General features: G+C 69.9%; 13 protein-coding genes and 2 tRNA genes. 8 read left to right on the top strand and 7 right to left on the bottom strand.

Annotated elements, in window-relative coordinates:
- Window positions 1-100 precede the first annotated feature (100 nt).
- The 4 genes from QFZ67_RS13000 (at window position 101) to QFZ67_RS12985 (ending at window position 5,444) form a co-directional block, all read left to right on the top strand.
- A complete protein-coding gene (locus QFZ67_RS13000) occupies window positions 101-3,001 on the top strand; it encodes a UPF0182 family protein (RefSeq protein WP_307665831.1) in 2,901 nt (966 codons plus the stop codon).
- Window positions 3,002-3,051: 50 nt separating this feature from the next.
- Window positions 3,052-3,125: transfer RNA gene (locus QFZ67_RS12995), tRNA-Met, on the top strand.
- A gap of 203 nt (window positions 3,126-3,328) precedes the next feature.
- Window positions 3,329-5,305 (top strand): tetratricopeptide repeat protein, encoded by a 1,977-nt coding sequence (locus QFZ67_RS12990; protein WP_307661243.1) that lies wholly within the window; start codon window positions 3,329-3,331, stop codon window positions 5,303-5,305.
- A 65-nt stretch (window positions 5,306-5,370) separates the two neighbouring features.
- A tRNA-Met gene (locus QFZ67_RS12985) sits at window positions 5,371-5,444 on the top strand.
- Window positions 5,445-5,609: 165 nt separating this feature from the next.
- Here the strand turns inward: QFZ67_RS12985 and QFZ67_RS12980 are convergent.
- The gene (locus tag QFZ67_RS12980) at window positions 5,610-6,026 is read right to left on the bottom strand and encodes a Fur family transcriptional regulator (RefSeq protein ID WP_307661242.1); all 417 of its coding nucleotides are present in this window, start codon (window positions 6,024-6,026) and stop codon (window positions 5,610-5,612) included.
- 127 nt (window positions 6,027-6,153) lie between these two features.
- Here QFZ67_RS12980 and QFZ67_RS12975 point away from each other — a divergent pair, with 127 nt between their 5' ends.
- Entirely contained in the window at window positions 6,154-7,623 is a 1,470-nt protein-coding gene (locus tag QFZ67_RS12975; RefSeq protein WP_307661241.1) for a catalase, read from the top strand.
- A 182-nt stretch (window positions 7,624-7,805) separates the two neighbouring features.
- Here QFZ67_RS12975 and QFZ67_RS12970 read toward each other — a convergent pair whose 3' ends face one another.
- Window positions 7,806-8,207 (bottom strand): cyclic nucleotide-binding/CBS domain-containing protein, encoded by a 402-nt coding sequence (locus tag QFZ67_RS12970; RefSeq protein WP_307661240.1) that lies wholly within the window; start codon window positions 8,205-8,207, stop codon window positions 7,806-7,808.
- Window positions 8,208-8,379: 172 nt separating this feature from the next.
- Window positions 8,380-9,180 carry a histidinol-phosphatase gene (gene hisN, locus QFZ67_RS12965; protein ID WP_307661239.1) on the bottom strand — a complete coding sequence of 267 codons (801 nt, stop codon included), beginning with the start codon at window positions 9,178-9,180 and terminating at the stop codon, window positions 8,380-8,382.
- 151 nt (window positions 9,181-9,331) lie between these two features.
- Here hisN and QFZ67_RS12960 point away from each other — a divergent pair, with 151 nt between their 5' ends.
- Window positions 9,332-9,973: a TetR/AcrR family transcriptional regulator gene (locus tag QFZ67_RS12960; RefSeq protein WP_307661238.1), complete on the top strand. Its 642-nt coding sequence runs from the start codon at window positions 9,332-9,334 to the stop codon at window positions 9,971-9,973.
- Here the strand turns inward: QFZ67_RS12960 and QFZ67_RS12955 are convergent.
- From QFZ67_RS12955 to QFZ67_RS12940, 4 genes are all read right to left on the bottom strand, one after another.
- The gene (locus tag QFZ67_RS12955; protein WP_307665830.1) at window positions 9,939-10,262 is read right to left on the bottom strand and encodes a multidrug efflux SMR transporter; all 324 of its coding nucleotides are present in this window, start codon (window positions 10,260-10,262) and stop codon (window positions 9,939-9,941) included. The two genes, QFZ67_RS12960 and QFZ67_RS12955, sit on opposite strands and share 35 nt — an antisense overlap.
- Window positions 10,263-10,355: 93 nt before the next feature.
- Complete coding sequence (rsgA, locus tag QFZ67_RS12950) at window positions 10,356-11,369, bottom strand: ribosome small subunit-dependent GTPase A (protein ID WP_307661237.1); 1,014 nt, start codon at window positions 11,367-11,369, stop codon at window positions 10,356-10,358.
- Window positions 11,370-11,373: 4 nt separating this feature from the next.
- On the bottom strand, window positions 11,374-12,690 hold the full coding sequence (gene aroA / locus QFZ67_RS12945) for a 3-phosphoshikimate 1-carboxyvinyltransferase (protein WP_307661236.1): 1,317 nt from the start codon (window positions 12,688-12,690) through the stop codon (window positions 11,374-11,376).
- 108 nt (window positions 12,691-12,798) lie between these two features.
- Window positions 12,799-13,515 (bottom strand): M50 family metallopeptidase, encoded by a 717-nt coding sequence (locus tag QFZ67_RS12940; RefSeq protein ID WP_307661235.1) that lies wholly within the window; start codon window positions 13,513-13,515, stop codon window positions 12,799-12,801.
- Window positions 13,516-13,564: 49 nt separating this feature from the next.
- On the opposite strand from QFZ67_RS12940, the gene QFZ67_RS12935 reads away from it, so the two are divergent.
- Window positions 13,565-14,380 carry an SOS response-associated peptidase gene (locus tag QFZ67_RS12935; protein ID WP_307661234.1) on the top strand — a complete coding sequence of 272 codons (816 nt, stop codon included), beginning with the start codon at window positions 13,565-13,567 and terminating at the stop codon, window positions 14,378-14,380.
- A gap of 128 nt (window positions 14,381-14,508) precedes the next feature.
- Window positions 14,509-15,129: an alpha/beta family hydrolase gene (locus tag QFZ67_RS12930; protein WP_307665829.1), complete on the top strand. Its 621-nt coding sequence runs from the start codon at window positions 14,509-14,511 to the stop codon at window positions 15,127-15,129.
- Window positions 15,130-15,241: the final 112 nt, after the last annotated feature.

The raw sequence follows: 15,241 nt of genomic DNA, 5'->3' as shown, positions 1-15,241 counted from the left end.
AACTAGGTAAAGCCTCAGTAAGTTGCAGTAGTGGGCTCTACGATCGCGGGGCCCGTTTCACACGACCGCGAACTTCGAGGTGCGCACGTTGGCTTTCCAGATGCCGGACCGCGGCGGAGGCCCGACCGGGCCACGGATCAGAGTGGGCCGGCCGTCCCGGCGTGTCCGCACCCTGCTTATGACACTGGGCGTCCTGGCGGTTCTGGCCATGGCGTTCGTCATGTTCGCCGGGTTCTGGACGGACTGGCTCTGGTACCGCTCGGTTCACTACTCGTCCGTCTTCACCACCACCCTGTGGACCAAGGTCGGACTGTTCGCCGTCTTCGGCCTGCTGATGGCCACGGCTGTCGGACTGAACATCTGGCTCGCGCACCGGCTGCGCCCGCCGCTGAGCGCGATGTCGCTGGAGCAGCAGAGCCTCGACCGGTACCGGATGGGCATCGCCCCGTACAAGAAGTGGGTGCTCCTCGCGATCACCGCTCTTGTCGGGCTGATCGCCGGAGCCTCCGCCACCGGTCAGTGGCGGACCTGGCTGATGTGGGTCAACGGCGTCTCCTTCGGCCAGAAGGACCCGCAGTTCCAGATGGACGTGTCGTTCTACGCGTTCGACCTGCCCTGGTACCGCTTCCTGCTCGGCTTCGGCTTCGCGGCCGCCGTGCTCTCGCTGATCGCCGCCGCCCTCACGCACTATCTGTACGGCGGACTGCGCATCACCAGTCCCGGTGCCCGGGCGACCGGCGCGGCCACCGGCCATCTCTCGGTGCTGCTCGGTGTCTTCGTCTCGCTCAAGGCCGTGGCGTACTGGCTCGACCGGTACGGCCTCGCGGTGAAGTCGAGCGACTTCAAGGCGACCGGCAACTGGACGGGCCTGCGGTACGTCGACGCCAACGCCTACCTTCCCGCGAAGACGATCCTCTTCTGCATCGCCGTCATCTGCGCCGTGCTCTTCTTCGCGACGCTCTGGCGCCGCACCTGGCAGCTGCCGGTGATCGGCTTCGGCCTGATGGTCCTGTCGGCGATCCTCATCGGCGGCCTCTACCCGGCGATCGTGCAGAAGTTCCAGGTCCAGCCGAACGAGCAGGCCAAGGAAAGCCCGTACATCAAGAAGAACATCGAGGCCACGCGGCACGCGTACGGCATCGACAGCGCCAAGCCGGAGGACTACTCCGGCAAGGGCGACCCCAAGCGGAAGGCCCAGCAGCGTGCCGCGGCTCCGACGGCGGCCAGCTACCGCCTCGTCGACTCGAACGTCGTCTCGCCCGCCTTCCAGCAGCTCCAGCAGGAGCGCAAGTACTACCAGTTCCCCGCGACTCTGGACGTCGACCGGTACAACGGCCCCGACGGCAAGCCGCAGGACACGGTCATCGGTCTGCGCGAGCTCAACATCAAGGGCATCCAGAAGCGCAACTGGATCAATGACCACTTCACGTACACCCATGGCTATGGCGCGATCGCGGCCAAGGGCACAAACACCATCACGGACCCGGACAAGGGCACTGTCGGTTCGCCCGACTTCACCGAGTCCGGTCTGCCGACCAGGGGCCAGCTCGGCAAGTACGAGCAGCGGATCTACTACGGCGAGAAGACCGAGCAGTACTCCATCGTCGGCGGTCCGCAGAAGGAGCTCGACTACGAGAAGAACGGCGAGGAGACCACCAGTTACAAGGGCAAGAGCGGGGTCAACCTCTCCAATCCGCTGAACCGCGCGGCGTACGCCGTCGCCTTCAGCGAGCCGCAGATCCTCTACTCGGGAGCTGTCGGCGAGGGCTCGCGGATTCTGTACAACCGCACGCCCAAGGAGCGCGTCGAGGCCGTCGCCCCCTGGCTGACCATCGACGGCGACGCCTACCCGGCGGTCGTCGACGGCCGCATCCAGTGGATCGTCGACGCGTACACCACGACCAACGGCTACCCCTACGCCTCTCGTACGACGCTGGGGGACACCACCGCCGATTCGCTGACCACCAATCAGCGCGCGGTCGTCGCCCAGCAGAACCAGGTCAACTACATCCGCAACTCGGTGAAGGCCACCGTCGACGCGTACGACGGCACGGTCAACCTGTATCAGTGGGACACCAAGGACCCGGTGCTGAAGACTTGGATGAAGGCGTTCCCGGGCACGGTGAAGGCGAAGGACAAGATCTCGCCGGAGCTCAAGGCCCATCTGCGGTACCCGCAGGACATGTTCAAGGTGCAGCGCGAGCTGCTCACCCGGTACCACGTCACCGAGCCGGAGCAGTTCTACAGCGGCAGTGACGCCTGGCAGGTGCCGGACGACCCGACGAACAAGGACACCAGCGCCGTCCCGCCGTACTACCTGAGCCTGAAAATGCCCGGGGACACGGCGCAGAAGTTCTCGCTGACGACGACGTTCACACCGGCCGGACGCCCCAACCTGGGTGCGTTCATGGCGGTCGACGCCGACGCCAACAGCGACAAGTACGGGACGATAAGGCTGTTGAGAGTCACCGAGACGGTCCAGGGACCGCAACAGGTGCAGAGTGAGCTCAACGGTGTGCCGGAGGTCGCGACCTTCGTCCGGGACCTCAGAGGCACCGACTCGGACATCGAGTACGGAAACCTGCTGACGGTGCCGCTCGACGGCGGGTTCCTCTACATCGAGCCGGTGTACGCACGGGGCGGAAGTGCGAACTATCCGCTGCTGAAGAAGGTCGCCGTCGCGTACGGCGGAGGCAAACCGGTCTTCAAGGACAGCCTCACGGACGCGCTCAACGCGGTCTTCGAACAGAACGGCGCGGAGCAGCCGCCGACGACGACACCACCGCCGGGCGACACCACCAAGCCACCACCGGCGACCGGTGACGCGGCGCTGAAGGCTGCGATCGCGGACGCCCAGAAGGCGTACGACGATGCCGAGGCCGCACTGGAGAAGAAGCCGACGGACTGGGAGGCGTACGGCAGGGCGCAGACTGCCTTGCAGGACGCGCTGGAGCGGGCCGCGGCGGCGCAGTCCAACCCCGCGCCGAAGACCACCCCATAGGCCGCTGAGCAGGCACCATCCCGCGTCGTGGTACGGTTGCAACACAACGACGCGGGGTGGAGCAGCTCGGTAGCTCGCTGGGCTCATAACCCAGAGGTCGCAGGTTCAAATCCTGTCCCCGCTACTGAAATGAAAGAGGGCCCGGATCCTTTGAGGATCCGGGCCCTCTTCGTGCGTATGTGCTGCCGGTGAGAACTGTGTGCCGCGTGGGGCGAGTTGGGGTCGGGCGTGTTTGACTTATCTCTCTGTGGGCATGTCGACAAAACGCTGTAGTGACCTCACTGGCTGCGGTATACCAGGTGTACGCGGGTTGCAGGTGGTGCGACGATGGAATTTATGGGGGACAGGGCAACTCTGTTGGAGACAGGGCGGTTTGTGCAGCGGCACGCCGGAAAGGTGGCGGACGCGACCAGTCCTGCCGATGCCGTTCACAACGTTGAAGGTGCCGGCAGCGGTGCGAGCGTCGACCCGGTGGAGACCGCCGGGGCCGAGGCACGGCACCGGCGTGCGGCCGACGGCGGCGACACCGCGTCGATGAGCGTGCTCGGCGCGCTGCTGCTGCGGCGCGGCGACCTCGACGGCGCCGAGCCTTATCTGCGTGCCGCGACCGCCGAGGGTGACCGTGCCGCGGCCAACAATCTGGGTGTCATGCTCCACCAGCGGGGATACGCCGACGAGGCGGCCGGGTGGTGGCGTATCGCTGCCGTCGCCGGTTCCGCGGCCGCGGCGCACGCGCTGGGACGGCACTTCCGCGAGCGCGGCGACGAGCCCGCCGCGGAGTACTGGCTGCGCCAGTCCGCCGAGCAGGGGCACGCGCTGGGCGCGTACGCCCTCGCCGATCTGCTGGAGCACCGCAGCGATGTGGGCGCGGAGCGCTGGCTGCGCGCGGCGGCGGAGCAGGGACACCGCGAGGCGGCGTACCGGCTCGCCCGCGCGCTGGAGCGCCAGGCGGCGCAGGAGGCCCGCGCGGGCGGCGCCGTGGGCCTGGTTATGGGACGCGCGGGGTCCCCGGCGAGGGACGCCGACGGCGTCGCCCCGGGGTCCGTCGGCAAGGGCGTCGAGGACGGCGGGAGCGGCGAGAGCGCTGAGCTGTCCGTACTCGATGAGGCCGCGCAGTGGTACCAGCAGGCCGCCGCCCGTGGGCATCGGCGGGCCGCGCTGCACCTCGGTGCGATCCTCGAGAAGCGCGGCGAGCTGAAGGAGGCCGGCCGCTGGTACCTCACCTCCGCCAAGGACGGCGAGGCCCGTGCCGCCTGCGCGCTCGGGTTTCTGCTGCGGGACGCCGGCGACGAGGAGAGCGCCGCCGTCTGGTGGCTCCGTGCTGCCCAGGACGGCGACGGCAACGCCGCCAACGCCCTCGGCGCGCTGCATGCCGCCCGCGGCGAGCAGCAGACCGCCGAGCGCTGGTACCGCGCCGCCATGGACGCCGGTGACGTCAACGGCGCGTACAACCTGGGGCTGCTCTGCGCTGCCCAGGACCGTACGCCGCAGGCCGAGCAGTGGTACCGCCGCGCCGCCTACGCCGGGCACCGTGAGGCCGCCAACGCGCTCGCCGTACTGCTTCTGCAGGCCGGCGACGCGACCGGCGCCGAGCCCTGGTTCTCCAAGGCCGCCGAGGCCGGAAGCGTCGACGCCGCCTTCAACCTGGGTATCCTCTACGTCGGCCGTGACGACGACCGTACGGCCCTGACCTGGTACGAGCGGGCAGCGGCGGCCGGTCACACCGAGGCCGCCCTCCAGGTCGGCATCGCGCTGCTCAGGGACGGCGACGAGCAGGCCGCCGAGCGTCGTCTGCGCTGCGCGGCGGGCGGCGGCAGTGCCGAGGCCGCGTTCCGGCTCGCCACCGTGCTGGACTCGCGCCAGCCGCCGCCCGGGCCGCCCGCGCTCGGCGAGCCGACGGCCGAGAAGAGTGAGTGCGAGGAGTGGTACGAGCGCGCCGCCGAGCTGGGGCACCGCCGTGCCCAGGTACGGGTCGGGATGCTCGCCGCCGCCCGCGGCGACATGGCCGACGCCGCCCGCTGGTACCGGGAGGCCGCCGAGGCGGGCAGCCGCAACGGCGCGTTCAACCTGGGGCTGCTCCTCGCCCGCGAGGGCAACGAGCGCGAGGCTGCCCTGTGGTGGTCCCGCGCCGCCCGCGCGGGGCACGGCCGGGCCGCGCTGCGCCTGGCGCTGCTCGCCGCCCGCAGGGGTGAGCTGACCGAGGGCCAGCGGTGGTGCGCGCGCGCCGTCGAGCTGGGGCCCGCCGAGGTGGCGGAGCGGGCCGCGCGGCTGCGCGAGGCGCTGCACCAGGAGCTCACGGCGTAGCACGGCGTAGCGACGAATATCGATTTGCGCTGGTCGGCGGGGTGACGTAAGGTCGTGTTCACCGACGCGGGGTGGAGCAGCTCGGTAGCTCGCTGGGCTCATAACCCAGAGGTCGCAGGTTCAAATCCTGTCCCCGCTACTGACAGACGAAGGCCCGGATCCTCAAGGATCCGGGCCTTCGTCGTATGCCCGCGAGCCGTATGCCCGCGAGCCGTATGCGAGCCGTATGCCCGCGAGCCGTACGCCGCTGAAACGCGAAAGGCCCGGCACCTCATCGGTGCCGGGCCTTTCGGATGCGTACGTCTCAGGCTGACGCGCAGTTCGGGCACGTGCCGCGGTAGGTGACCTCCACGTCGGAGATCGTGAAGCCGAAGCGCTCCGTGTCCGGCAGGTCCGCCAGCGGGTTGCCCGACGGGTGGACGTCCCGGATCGCGCCGCACTGGGCGCAGACCAGGTGCTGGTGGGGCTGGTGGGCGTTCGGGTCGTAGCGCTTGGCGCGGCGGTCCGTCGAGACTTCCAGGACTTCGCCCAGGCTGACCAGCTCGCCCAGCGTGTTGTACACCGTCGCCCGGGAGATCTCGGGGAGCCTCTTCACGGCACGCGCGTGCACCTCGTCGGCCGTCAGGTGGACATGGTCGCCGTCGAGGACCTCTGCCACGACACGCCGCTGCGCCGTCATGCGCCAGCCGCGTCCGCGAAGTCGTTCCAACAGGTCACTCATAAGGGCCAGCCTAACAGTGGTGGGACCCAGGTCCCGAACGGGTGTGAGTTTGGATGTTCACTTGACTTAGACAATGTCCATTGTAGGATCGGGACTCGGCAAACGCCAAGGGACAGGACTCGCAGTTATGACGCAGGAGGCGCACGTGACGCAGGGACCGCTCACTACGGAGGCCGGCGCGCCGGTCGCCGACAACCAGAACAGCGAGACTGCGGGCGTCGGCGGTCCTGTTCTCGTTCAGGACCAGGCTCTTCTCGAGAAGCTCGCGCACTTCAACCGTGAGCGGATCCCGGAGCGCATCGTGCACGCGCGCGGCGCCGGCGCGTACGGCACCTTCACGCTGACCCGCGACGTATCGCAGTGGACGCGTGCGAAGTTCCTCTCCGAGGTGGGCAAGCAGACGGAGACCTTCCTCAGGTTCTCCACCGTCGCCGGCAACCTCGGCTCCGCCGACGCCGTGCGCGACCCCCGCGGCTTTGCCCTGAAGTTCTACACCGAAGAGGGCAACTACGACCTCGTCGGCAACAACACCCCGGTGTTCTTCATCAAGGACGCCATCAAGTTCCCCGACTTCATCCACACCCAGAAGCGTGACCCGTACACCGGCTCGCAGGAAGCCGACAACGTGTGGGACTTCTGGGGCCTCAGCCCCGAGTCGACCCACCAGGTGACGTGGCTCTTCGGCGACCGCGGCATCCCGGCGACGCTGCGCCACATGAATGGCTACGGCTCGCACACGTACCAGTGGAACAACGAGGCCGGCGAGGTCTTCTGGGTCAAGTACCACTTCAAGACCGACCAGGGGATCAAGAACCTCACCACCGACGAGGCCAACCGCCTCTCCGGTGTGGACCCGGACTCGCACCAGCGTGACCTGCGTGAGGCGATCGAGCGCGGTGACTTCCCGTCCTGGACCGTGCAGGTGCAGATCATGCCGGCGGCCGAGGCGGCCACGTACCGCTTCAACCCGTTCGACCTGACCAAGGTCTGGCCGCACGAGGACTACCCGCCGATCGAGATCGGCAAGCTGGAGCTCAACCGCAACCCGGAGAACATCTTCGCCGAGGTCGAGCAGTCGATCTTCAGCCCCGCGCACTTCGTGCCGGGCATCGGCCCGTCGCCCGACAAAATGCTCCAGGGCCGTCTCTTCGCGTACGGCGACGCCCACCGCTACCGCGTCGGCATCAACGCCGACCACCTGCCGGTGAACCGCCCGCACGCCACCGAGGCGCGCACCAACAGCCGTGACGGCTTCTTGTACGACGGCCGCCACAAGGGCGCCAAGAACTACGAGCCCAACAGCTTCGGCGGCCCGTTCCAGACGGACAAGCCGCTGTGGGTGTCGACCCCCGTCGCCGGTGCGACCGGCAACCACGAGGCTCCGTCGCACGCCGAGGACGACAACTTCGTGCAGGCGGGCAACCTCTACCGGCTGATGTCGGAGGACGAGAAGGGCCGCCTCATCGAGAACCTCGCAGGGTTCATCTCGAAGGTGTCGCGCGACGACATCGCCGAGCGGGCGGTCAACAACTTCCGTCAGGCCGACGGCGACTTCGGCAAGCGGCTGGAGGCCGCGGTCCAGGCCCTGCGCGGCTGACGCGAGCTTGCCGTAGAAGAGAGGGCCGGACCCCCGTCCAGGGGGTCCGGCCCTCTTGTGCGCGCTGAATGGCGAATGCGCGCTGATCGGCGAGTGGGCGTGCTGATCGGCGGATGCGGGCGCTGATCAGCGAGTGCGTGTGCTGACCTGCGAGTGCGTGTGCTGACCTGCGAGTGCGCGTGCTAACCGGCGAGCGTCGCCGGGTGCCGCCTGGCCGGGGCCCAGCAGCGGATGATGTCGCGTACGGAGACGATGCCGACCGGCCCGTCGCCGTCGAGCACGATCAGATGCCGGAAGCCGCCGTGCGTCATGGCCTCCGCGGCCTCCTCCAGGGTCCAGGACGGCGCGGCGAAGACGACGTCGGTGGTGGTGTGGGTGCCTGCGGTTTCCAGATCGGGGTCCTGCCCCGCGCCCACCGAGTTCAGGATGTCGCGCTCGGTCAGAATGCCGAGCCCGCCGGCGTCGGTGTCGAGGACGACGGCAGCGCCGATACGGCGCGCGGCCATCAGGCGGGCTGCCTGGCGGAGTGTGTGTGCGGGTCCGATGGTGAGGACCACCGTGCTCATGGCGTCACGGACGAGCATGGATGGAGCCACCTCCTTGGTGGATCGGTCATTCGGGAACCGATTCACAAATTCACAAGTGGGGGGACTCTCAGAGTCTCAGCCCTGCGGGGTGGCAGCAAGAGGGCGAGCGCAGCCGGTTGGAAGGGTGTATGTGCCCGGCGAATACGCCCGTCAGTGGTGCTGGTTCCCGTCAGTAGCGCTGGTTGAGGTAGCCCAGCAGTTCCTCGTGGAGCAGACCGTTGGACGCGGCCGCGTTTCCGCTGTGCGGGCCCCGGCGTCCGTCCAGGCCGGTGAAGGATCCGCCCGCCTCCTGTACGACGATCGCGGTAGCCGCCATGTCCCACAGCGAGAGCTCCGGCTCCGCGCAGATGTCCACCGAACCCTCGGCGACCATCATGTACGGCCAGAAGTCGCCATAACCGCGGGTACGCCAGCAGGCCCGGGTCAGGTCCAGGAACCCGTCGAGCCGCCCCTGCTCCTCCCAGCCGCTCAGCGAGGAGTAGGCGAACGACGCGTCCCGGATCCGGCCGACCTTGGAGACCCGCAGTCGGCTCGCGGAGCTCAGGCTGCGCCCGGTGTACGCGCCGCCGCCCTGCGCGGCCCACCAGCGGCGGCCCAGCGCCGGGGCCGACACCACGCCCACGACGGGCTGGTAGCCGCCCTCGCCCTGCACCATCAGAGAGATCAGCGTCGCCCAGACCGGCACCCCGCGCACATAGTTCTTCGTGCCGTCGATCGGGTCGATGACCCAGCGGCGCGGGCCCGTGCCCTCGATGCCGTACTCCTCGCCGAGGATCGCGTCGCGCGGCCGTGCCCGCTGGAGCTGTCCGCGGATCAGCTCCTCCGCCGCCTTGTCGGCCTCGCTCACCGGCGTCATGTCCGGCTTGGTCTCGACCTTCAGGTCCAGAGCCTTGAACCGGTCCATCGTGGCGGCGTCGGCGGCGTCCGCGAGGACATGGGCCAGACGCAGATCGTCGTGGTAATCGGGCATGGTCGTCACTCTATCGGGGCTCACGGGGTCCATCCCTGGGCGCTGTCCGCCATGGCTATTGACAGTGGATGGCGTCCCGTCAACTCTGAGCGCAGTGCCGCACGGCCGGGGAGGCGCACGGCCGGAGAGCCGCATGGCCCGGGAGGCGTCGATGCCTACAGCTCGAGAGTCCTTGCTGAACGCCGCGCTCATGGCGCTCGCCCAGCTGCCCTGGTCAGGGGTGCGAATGGTCGATGTCGCCTCTGCCGCCGGGGTCTCGCGGCAGACCCTCTACAACGAGTTCGGCAGCAAGGACGGCCTCGCCCGCGGGCTGGTGCGCCGCGAGGCAGATACGTATCTGCACGGTGTCGAGCGGCTGCTCGCCGAGCGGACCGGGGCCGCGGACCGGCTGGTCTCGGTCGCCGAGTGGACCGTCGGCGAGGCGCGGGCGAAGCCGCTGCTGCGGGCCCTGCTCACCGGCTGCTGGAGCGAGCGGCTGCCCGTGCCGAGGCCCGCCCGCCGCGGTGCCGTGCTGTCCAAAGCGCCTGCCCAGCGCCGCGCCGACGCGGGGCTGCCGTCCCCGGCCGAGCTGGTCGCAGCCGTACGGGACCGCTCGGTGGCCGCGCTGGAGAAGGGGTCTGAGCACGGCCGCACGAAGGAGGAGTCGGCTGATCTCGCCCACCGCAGCGAACTCGCGGTGCGGCTCGCGCTCTCGTATGTGATCGCGCCTGTCGGTGAAGGGATCGGACCGTTGGTGCGCGCGGCCGTCGGCGGAGCCGTCAGTGCGACGAGCCCGACAGCTGCAGACCGATGACCCCGACAATCACCAGCGTGATCGAGACGATCTTCAGGGTGGAGACCAGGTCGCCCAGGAAAACCATTCCGTAGACCGCGGTGCCCGCCGCGCCGATGCCTGTCCACACCGCGTACGCGGGCCCCACGTCGAGCTTCCTCAGTGCGAGCGTCAGCAGGCCGAAGCTGCCCAGCGCGAAGGCGGCGAACGCGATCGTCGGCCAGAGCCGGGTGAAACCGTGCGAGAGCTTGAGACAGACGGCGAAGCCCGTCTCGAGGAATCCGGCGACCACCACCAGCAGCCACGCCATGGTCTGTGCCTCCCGCATCAGTCGGTGACTGCTTCGTCGCACTTGGTGCGAGTATGCACTTACCAAGAGCGGCGGGCCGCAAACGTGCGCGAGTCAGTCGCCTTCGCGTCGCTCCCGGGTAGCCAGCAGCCGCCGCAGCGAGTACAGCCGCGCCGGATCGGCATGCCCCTCGGCCACCCAGTCGTCGAGCGCGCAGTCCGGCTCGTCATGACTGCATGCTCGCGGACAGCCTTCCGTACCCGGTACGAGATCGGGGAAAGCGAGGATCACCCGGGACGGGTTGACATGGTGCAGCCCGAAGGAGCGCACGCCCGGGGTGTCGATCACCCAGCCGCCCTCCCTGTCCGCCAACGGGAGCGCGAGTGCCGACGTGGTGGTGTGCCGGCCGCGGCCGGTGACCGCGTTGACGACGCCGGTGCTGCGCCGGCGCTCCTTCGGTACGAGGGCGTTGACCAGGGTCGTCTTGCCGACGCCGGAGTGGCCGACGAACACCGTGGTCCGGCCCTTGAGGTGCTCATGGACCCGCTCGGCGGCGACGCCGTCCACGAACTCGTCGCGGGTGGTGACGATATGGGGGACGCCCAGCGCGCCGTACTTCTCCAGCAGCTCGTCGGGCGAGGCCAGATCCGACTTGGTCAGTACGAGGAGTGGCGTGAGCCCGCCGTCGTACGCCGCCACGATGCAGCGGTCGATCAGCCGCGGCCGTGGCTCGGGGTCGGCGAGCGCCGTCACGATCGCCAGCTGATCGGCGTTGGCGACGACGACCCGCTCGTACGGATCGTCGTCGTCGGCCGTCCGCCGCAGGACGGATTTCCGCTCCTCGATGCGCACGATGCGGGCGAGGGTGTCCTTCTCGCCGGAGAGATCGCCGACGATGCCGACCCGGTCACCGACCACCGCGGCCTTGCGGCCCAGCTCGCGGGCCTTCATCGCCATGACGACGCGGTCGTCGACGAGGCAGGTGAGCCGGCCGCGGTCGACGGTCAGGACCATGCCCTCGACCGCGTCCTCGTGCTTGGGGCGGATATTGGTCCGGGGGCGGTTGCCCTTGCGGTTGGGGCGGACGCGGATGTCGTCCTCGTCGGGGTTCTTGCCGTAGCGGCGCATCTCGTCAGGCCCCGAGCATTCCGGCCCACATCCGCGGGAAGTCGGGCAGGGTCTTGGCGGTCGTCGCCACGTTCTCGATCTGTACGCCCTCGACGGCGAGGCCGATGACAGCGCCGGCCGTGGCCATCCGGTGGTCGTCGTACGTATGGAAGACGCCGCCGTGCAGTGGGCGCGGGCGGATGTGCAGGCCGTCCTCGGTCTCCGTGACATCGCCGCCGAGCTCGTTGATCTCCTTGGTCAGGGCCGCGAGGCGGTCCGTCTCATGGAGGCGCAGATGGGCGACGCCGCGCAGCGTGGAGGGGGAGTCGGCGAGCGCGGCGACGGCCGCGATGCCGGGAGTCAGTTCGCCGACCTCGCTGAGGTCGGTGTCGATGCCGTGGATACGGCCGGTGCCGGTGAAGGTCAGACCCGCCTCGGTCAGCTCGCAGGAGCCGCCCATCTCGGTGAAGATCCGGCGCAGCGCGTCACCGGGCTGGGTGGTCCGCTCGGGCCAGTCGGGGATGGTGACCCGGCCGCCGGTGATCAGCGCGGCGGCGAGGAACGGCTGGGCGTTGGACAGGTCGGGCTCGACGGTCAGATCGCGGCCGAGCAGGGCGGACGGGGAGACCCGCCAGACATTGGGCTCACCGCCGGTCTCCGGCTCGTCGACCTGGGCGCCGACGGCGCGGAGCATGTCCACGGTCATCCGGATGTGTGGCATGGAGGGCAGGGTGCCGCCGATGTGCCGTACCTCCACGCCCTGGTTGAAGCGCGGGGCGGACAGCAGCAGGGCGGAGACGAACTGGGAGGACGAGGATGCGTCGATCCTGACCGACCCGCCGTCGAGCGCGCCGCTGCCGTGCACGGTCATCGGGAGCGAGCCGCGGCCGTCGTCGTCGATACGGGCGCCGAGGACACGCAGGGCGTCGATCACGCCGTTCAGGGGGCGCTCGTAGGAACGGGGGTCGCCGTCGAAGCGGACCGAGCCGTCGGCGAGGGCGGCGACCGGGGGCAGGAAGCGCATGACGGTGCCGGCGTTGCCGACGTCGACCGTGGCCGGGCCGTGCAGGCCGGCCGGGATCACGCGCCAGGTTTCGCCCTCGCCGTCCGGGCCCACGCCTTCCTCGATACCGACGCCGAGGGCGCGCAGCGCCTCCGCCATCAGGAAGCTGTCGCGGGAGCGCAGCGGGCGGCGCAGCCAGCCCGGCTCGGCGGCGAGTGCGGCCAGCACCAGGGCGCGGTTGGTGACCGATTTGGATCCGGGCACGGTGACCGTCGCTTCGACGGCCCCGGTCGCGTAGGGGGCGGGCCAGAGGGCGGGGTGGACGGAGCTATCGGTCATGGCCATCACTTTAGTGGCTCGACGGACGCCCGGATCTTGATCAAATGCGGCGAAATAGGGGCGTAACCGAGGAGTGATAGAGGGCTGTGCGGGTCTTCGGGCGGTCGGTCAGAGGCCCAGCAGCCAGCGGCCGCCGCCGATCAGCGAGCAGAGCGACACGGCGTGGAAGAGGAACAGCCACATCGCGGGCGGTACGTGAGTCAGCCGGGAGAGCTGATCGGCGTCCGAGTCGGGCGCTCCGCCGTGGCGGCGCTTGGACTGCAGTTCGAAGGCCGGTCGTACGCCGCCGAGCAGCAGAAACCAGACGGCTGCGTAGGCGAAGGCGGCCTGTACGCCGGGTTCTGTCAGCCAGGAGACCAGGAGGAAGGCGGCACCCGTGACGATCACGGTGAGCGCGCCGTACACATTGCGGATCATCACCAGCATCGCGATGAGCAGGGCGGTGGCCAGCCAAAGGAGCAGCGTGATGTGGTGGGCGGCGAGCAGCCAGGCGCCGCCGAGGCCGAGGAGGGGCGGCGCGGTGTAGCCGGCCGCTGCGGTCAGGATCATGCCGAGGCCGGTCGGCTTGCCGGCGCTGACGGTGAGGCCGCTCGTGTCGGAGTGCAGCCGGATGCCGTCCAGACGGCGGCCGGTGAGCAGGGCAACGAGGCCGTGGCCGCCTTCGTGGGCGATGGTGACGGCGTTGCGGGACAGGCGCCATATGGGGTGGGGGACGACGACGGCGAGGGCGACGAGGCCGGTGGCGATGACCAGCCACTCGTCCGGGGCGGGCTGATTGCCGAAGACGCGGTCCCACAGGTCGGCGGCGGACTGGGTGCTGGCCATTTGTCGGGCGGCTCCTCGGGCGGCGGGCGGGAGTGGCAGTGTGGCACTTATGTGCGGACGGTATGCAGCGAGTCGTAGACCCGAGGATCTCGCCGGACTCTTCGAGGTCGAGAAGTGGGAGCCGGAGGAGACCTTGGCGCCCGACTGGAACGTGGCCCCCACGAAGGAGGTCTACGCGATCCTCGAACGCCCTGTGAAAGACGCGGATGATCCCCGCCCGGTTCGCCAGCTGCGCGCGCTGAAGTGGGGGCTTGTGCCGTCGTGGGCGAAGTCGCCGGAGGGCGGGGCGCGGATGATCAACGCGCGGGCGGAGACGGTGCACGAGAAGCCGTCCTTCCGCAGGCCCTTCCTGACGCGGCGCTGCATCCTGCCGGCGGACGGCTATTACGAGTGGGTGACCGGGGTCGGTGAGCGGGAGCTGGAGGTCGAGGGCAAGAAGAAGCGCCCGCGGAAGCAGCCGTACTTCGTGACGCCTGCGGACGGGTCGGTGTTCGCCATGGCGGGGCTGTACGAGTTCTGGCGCGACCGGACGCTGCCGGACGACCATCCGCAGGCGTGGTGGGTGACCTGCTCGGTGATCACGACGGAGGCGGAGAAGGGGCCGCTGGGGGTGGCGCCGGCGGATGGGCCGCGGTCGCTGTCGGACATCCACCCGCGGATGCCGCTGATGCTGACGCCGGACCGCTGGGACGCGTGGCTGGACCCGTCGCGGAGGCAGCCGGAGCAGGTGCGGGCGCTGCTGGAGCCGCCGCCGGAAGGCTTGATGCGGGCGTACGCGGTGACGACGGCGGTGAGCAATGTGCGGAACAATGGGCCGGAGCTGCTGGAGGAGCTGTCAGGCCCGGAGGAGAGCACGCTGTTCTGACCCGCCGCTTCGTTCTGACCCGCCGCTCTGTTCTGACCCGCCGCTCTGTTCTGACCCGCCGCTTCGCGGTGCCGGGTCCCCCTCCTCCCGCCCCGGCGCGGCAGGATGGACGTGTGAGTGGCACTGAGATGGTAGAGACCGGCGCCGGCGACGCCCGCGTCACCTGGGTGTCCGCCGGGCGGCCTCGGCTTGTGGTGGCCGTCAGTCATGGGGCCGGGGGTGGGATCGACGCGCGGGATGTACAGGCCATCGCCCGGGCGCTGCCCGCGGACGGGGTCACCGTGGCGCTCGTCGAGCAGCCGTGGCGGGTGGCCGGGAAGAAAGTCGCTCCCGCGCCGAAGACGCTGGATGTCGGGTGGCGCGGGGTCTGGCCCGTGCTGGAGAAACGCGGGCTGCCCGTCGTCGCCGGAGGCCGCAGCGCCGGGGCGCGCGTCGCCTGCCGGACCGCGCGGGAGCTCGGGGCCGCCGGCGTACTCGCGCTGAGTTTCCCGTTGCATCCGCCCGGCAGACCGGAGAAGTCCCGCGCGGACGAACTGCTCGGCGCGGGCGTGCCCACCCTCGTCGTACAAGGGGGCAACGACCCCTTCGGACGGCCGGAGGAGTTCCCCGACGGGGACTACGAGCTCGTGGCAGTGCCGTACGGCGATCATGGGTTTGCAGTGCCCAAACGCGCCGGGATCAGCGAGGAGGAGACCCTCCGGACCATCACGGACGCCGTCCGGGCCTGGGCGCGCGGGCTCCGGGAATGATGCGCGTGCGCGCACTGTTGTGGCGGATGTCGGGACGTCAGTCAACAGAGCTTGCAGTAGGGAGTCCGTCGCATGGGTTCGACCATCTGCCCGAGCCGCTCGCACGCCGCTG

The sequence above is a fragment of the Streptomyces sp. V1I1 genome (assembly GCF_030817355.1).
Taxonomy (GTDB): Bacteria; Actinomycetota; Actinomycetes; order Streptomycetales; family Streptomycetaceae; genus Streptomyces.
The sequence above is the reverse complement of the archived record's forward strand: the minus strand, read 5'-3'. Positions and strand labels throughout refer to the sequence as shown.

Coding starts and splice junctions, on each gene's coding strand:
- QFZ67_RS13000 (WP_307665831.1), top strand. CDS start 101: ATGCCGGACCGCGGCGGAGGCCCGACCGGGCCACGGATCAGAGTGGGC.
- QFZ67_RS12990 (WP_307661243.1), top strand. CDS start 3,329: ATGGAATTTATGGGGGACAGGGCAACTCTGTTGGAGACAGGGCGGTTT.
- QFZ67_RS12980 (WP_307661242.1), bottom strand. CDS start 6,026: ATGAGTGACCTGTTGGAACGACTTCGCGGACGCGGCTGGCGCATGACG.
- QFZ67_RS12975 (WP_307661241.1), top strand. CDS start 6,154: ATGACGCAGGAGGCGCACGTGACGCAGGGACCGCTCACTACGGAGGCC.
- QFZ67_RS12970 (WP_307661240.1), bottom strand. CDS start 8,207: ATGCTCGTCCGTGACGCCATGAGCACGGTGGTCCTCACCATCGGACCC.
- hisN (WP_307661239.1), bottom strand. CDS start 9,180: ATGCCCGATTACCACGACGATCTGCGTCTGGCCCATGTCCTCGCGGAC.
- QFZ67_RS12960 (WP_307661238.1), top strand. CDS start 9,332: ATGCCTACAGCTCGAGAGTCCTTGCTGAACGCCGCGCTCATGGCGCTC.
- QFZ67_RS12955 (WP_307665830.1), bottom strand. CDS start 10,262: ATGGCGTGGCTGCTGGTGGTGGTCGCCGGATTCCTCGAGACGGGCTTC.
- rsgA (WP_307661237.1), bottom strand. CDS start 11,369: ATGCGCCGCTACGGCAAGAACCCCGACGAGGACGACATCCGCGTCCGC.
- aroA (WP_307661236.1), bottom strand. CDS start 12,690: ATGACCGATAGCTCCGTCCACCCCGCCCTCTGGCCCGCCCCCTACGCG.
- QFZ67_RS12940 (WP_307661235.1), bottom strand. CDS start 13,515: ATGGCCAGCACCCAGTCCGCCGCCGACCTGTGGGACCGCGTCTTCGGC.
- QFZ67_RS12935 (WP_307661234.1), top strand. CDS start 13,565: ATGTGCGGACGGTATGCAGCGAGTCGTAGACCCGAGGATCTCGCCGGA.
- QFZ67_RS12930 (WP_307665829.1), top strand. CDS start 14,509: ATGGTAGAGACCGGCGCCGGCGACGCCCGCGTCACCTGGGTGTCCGCC.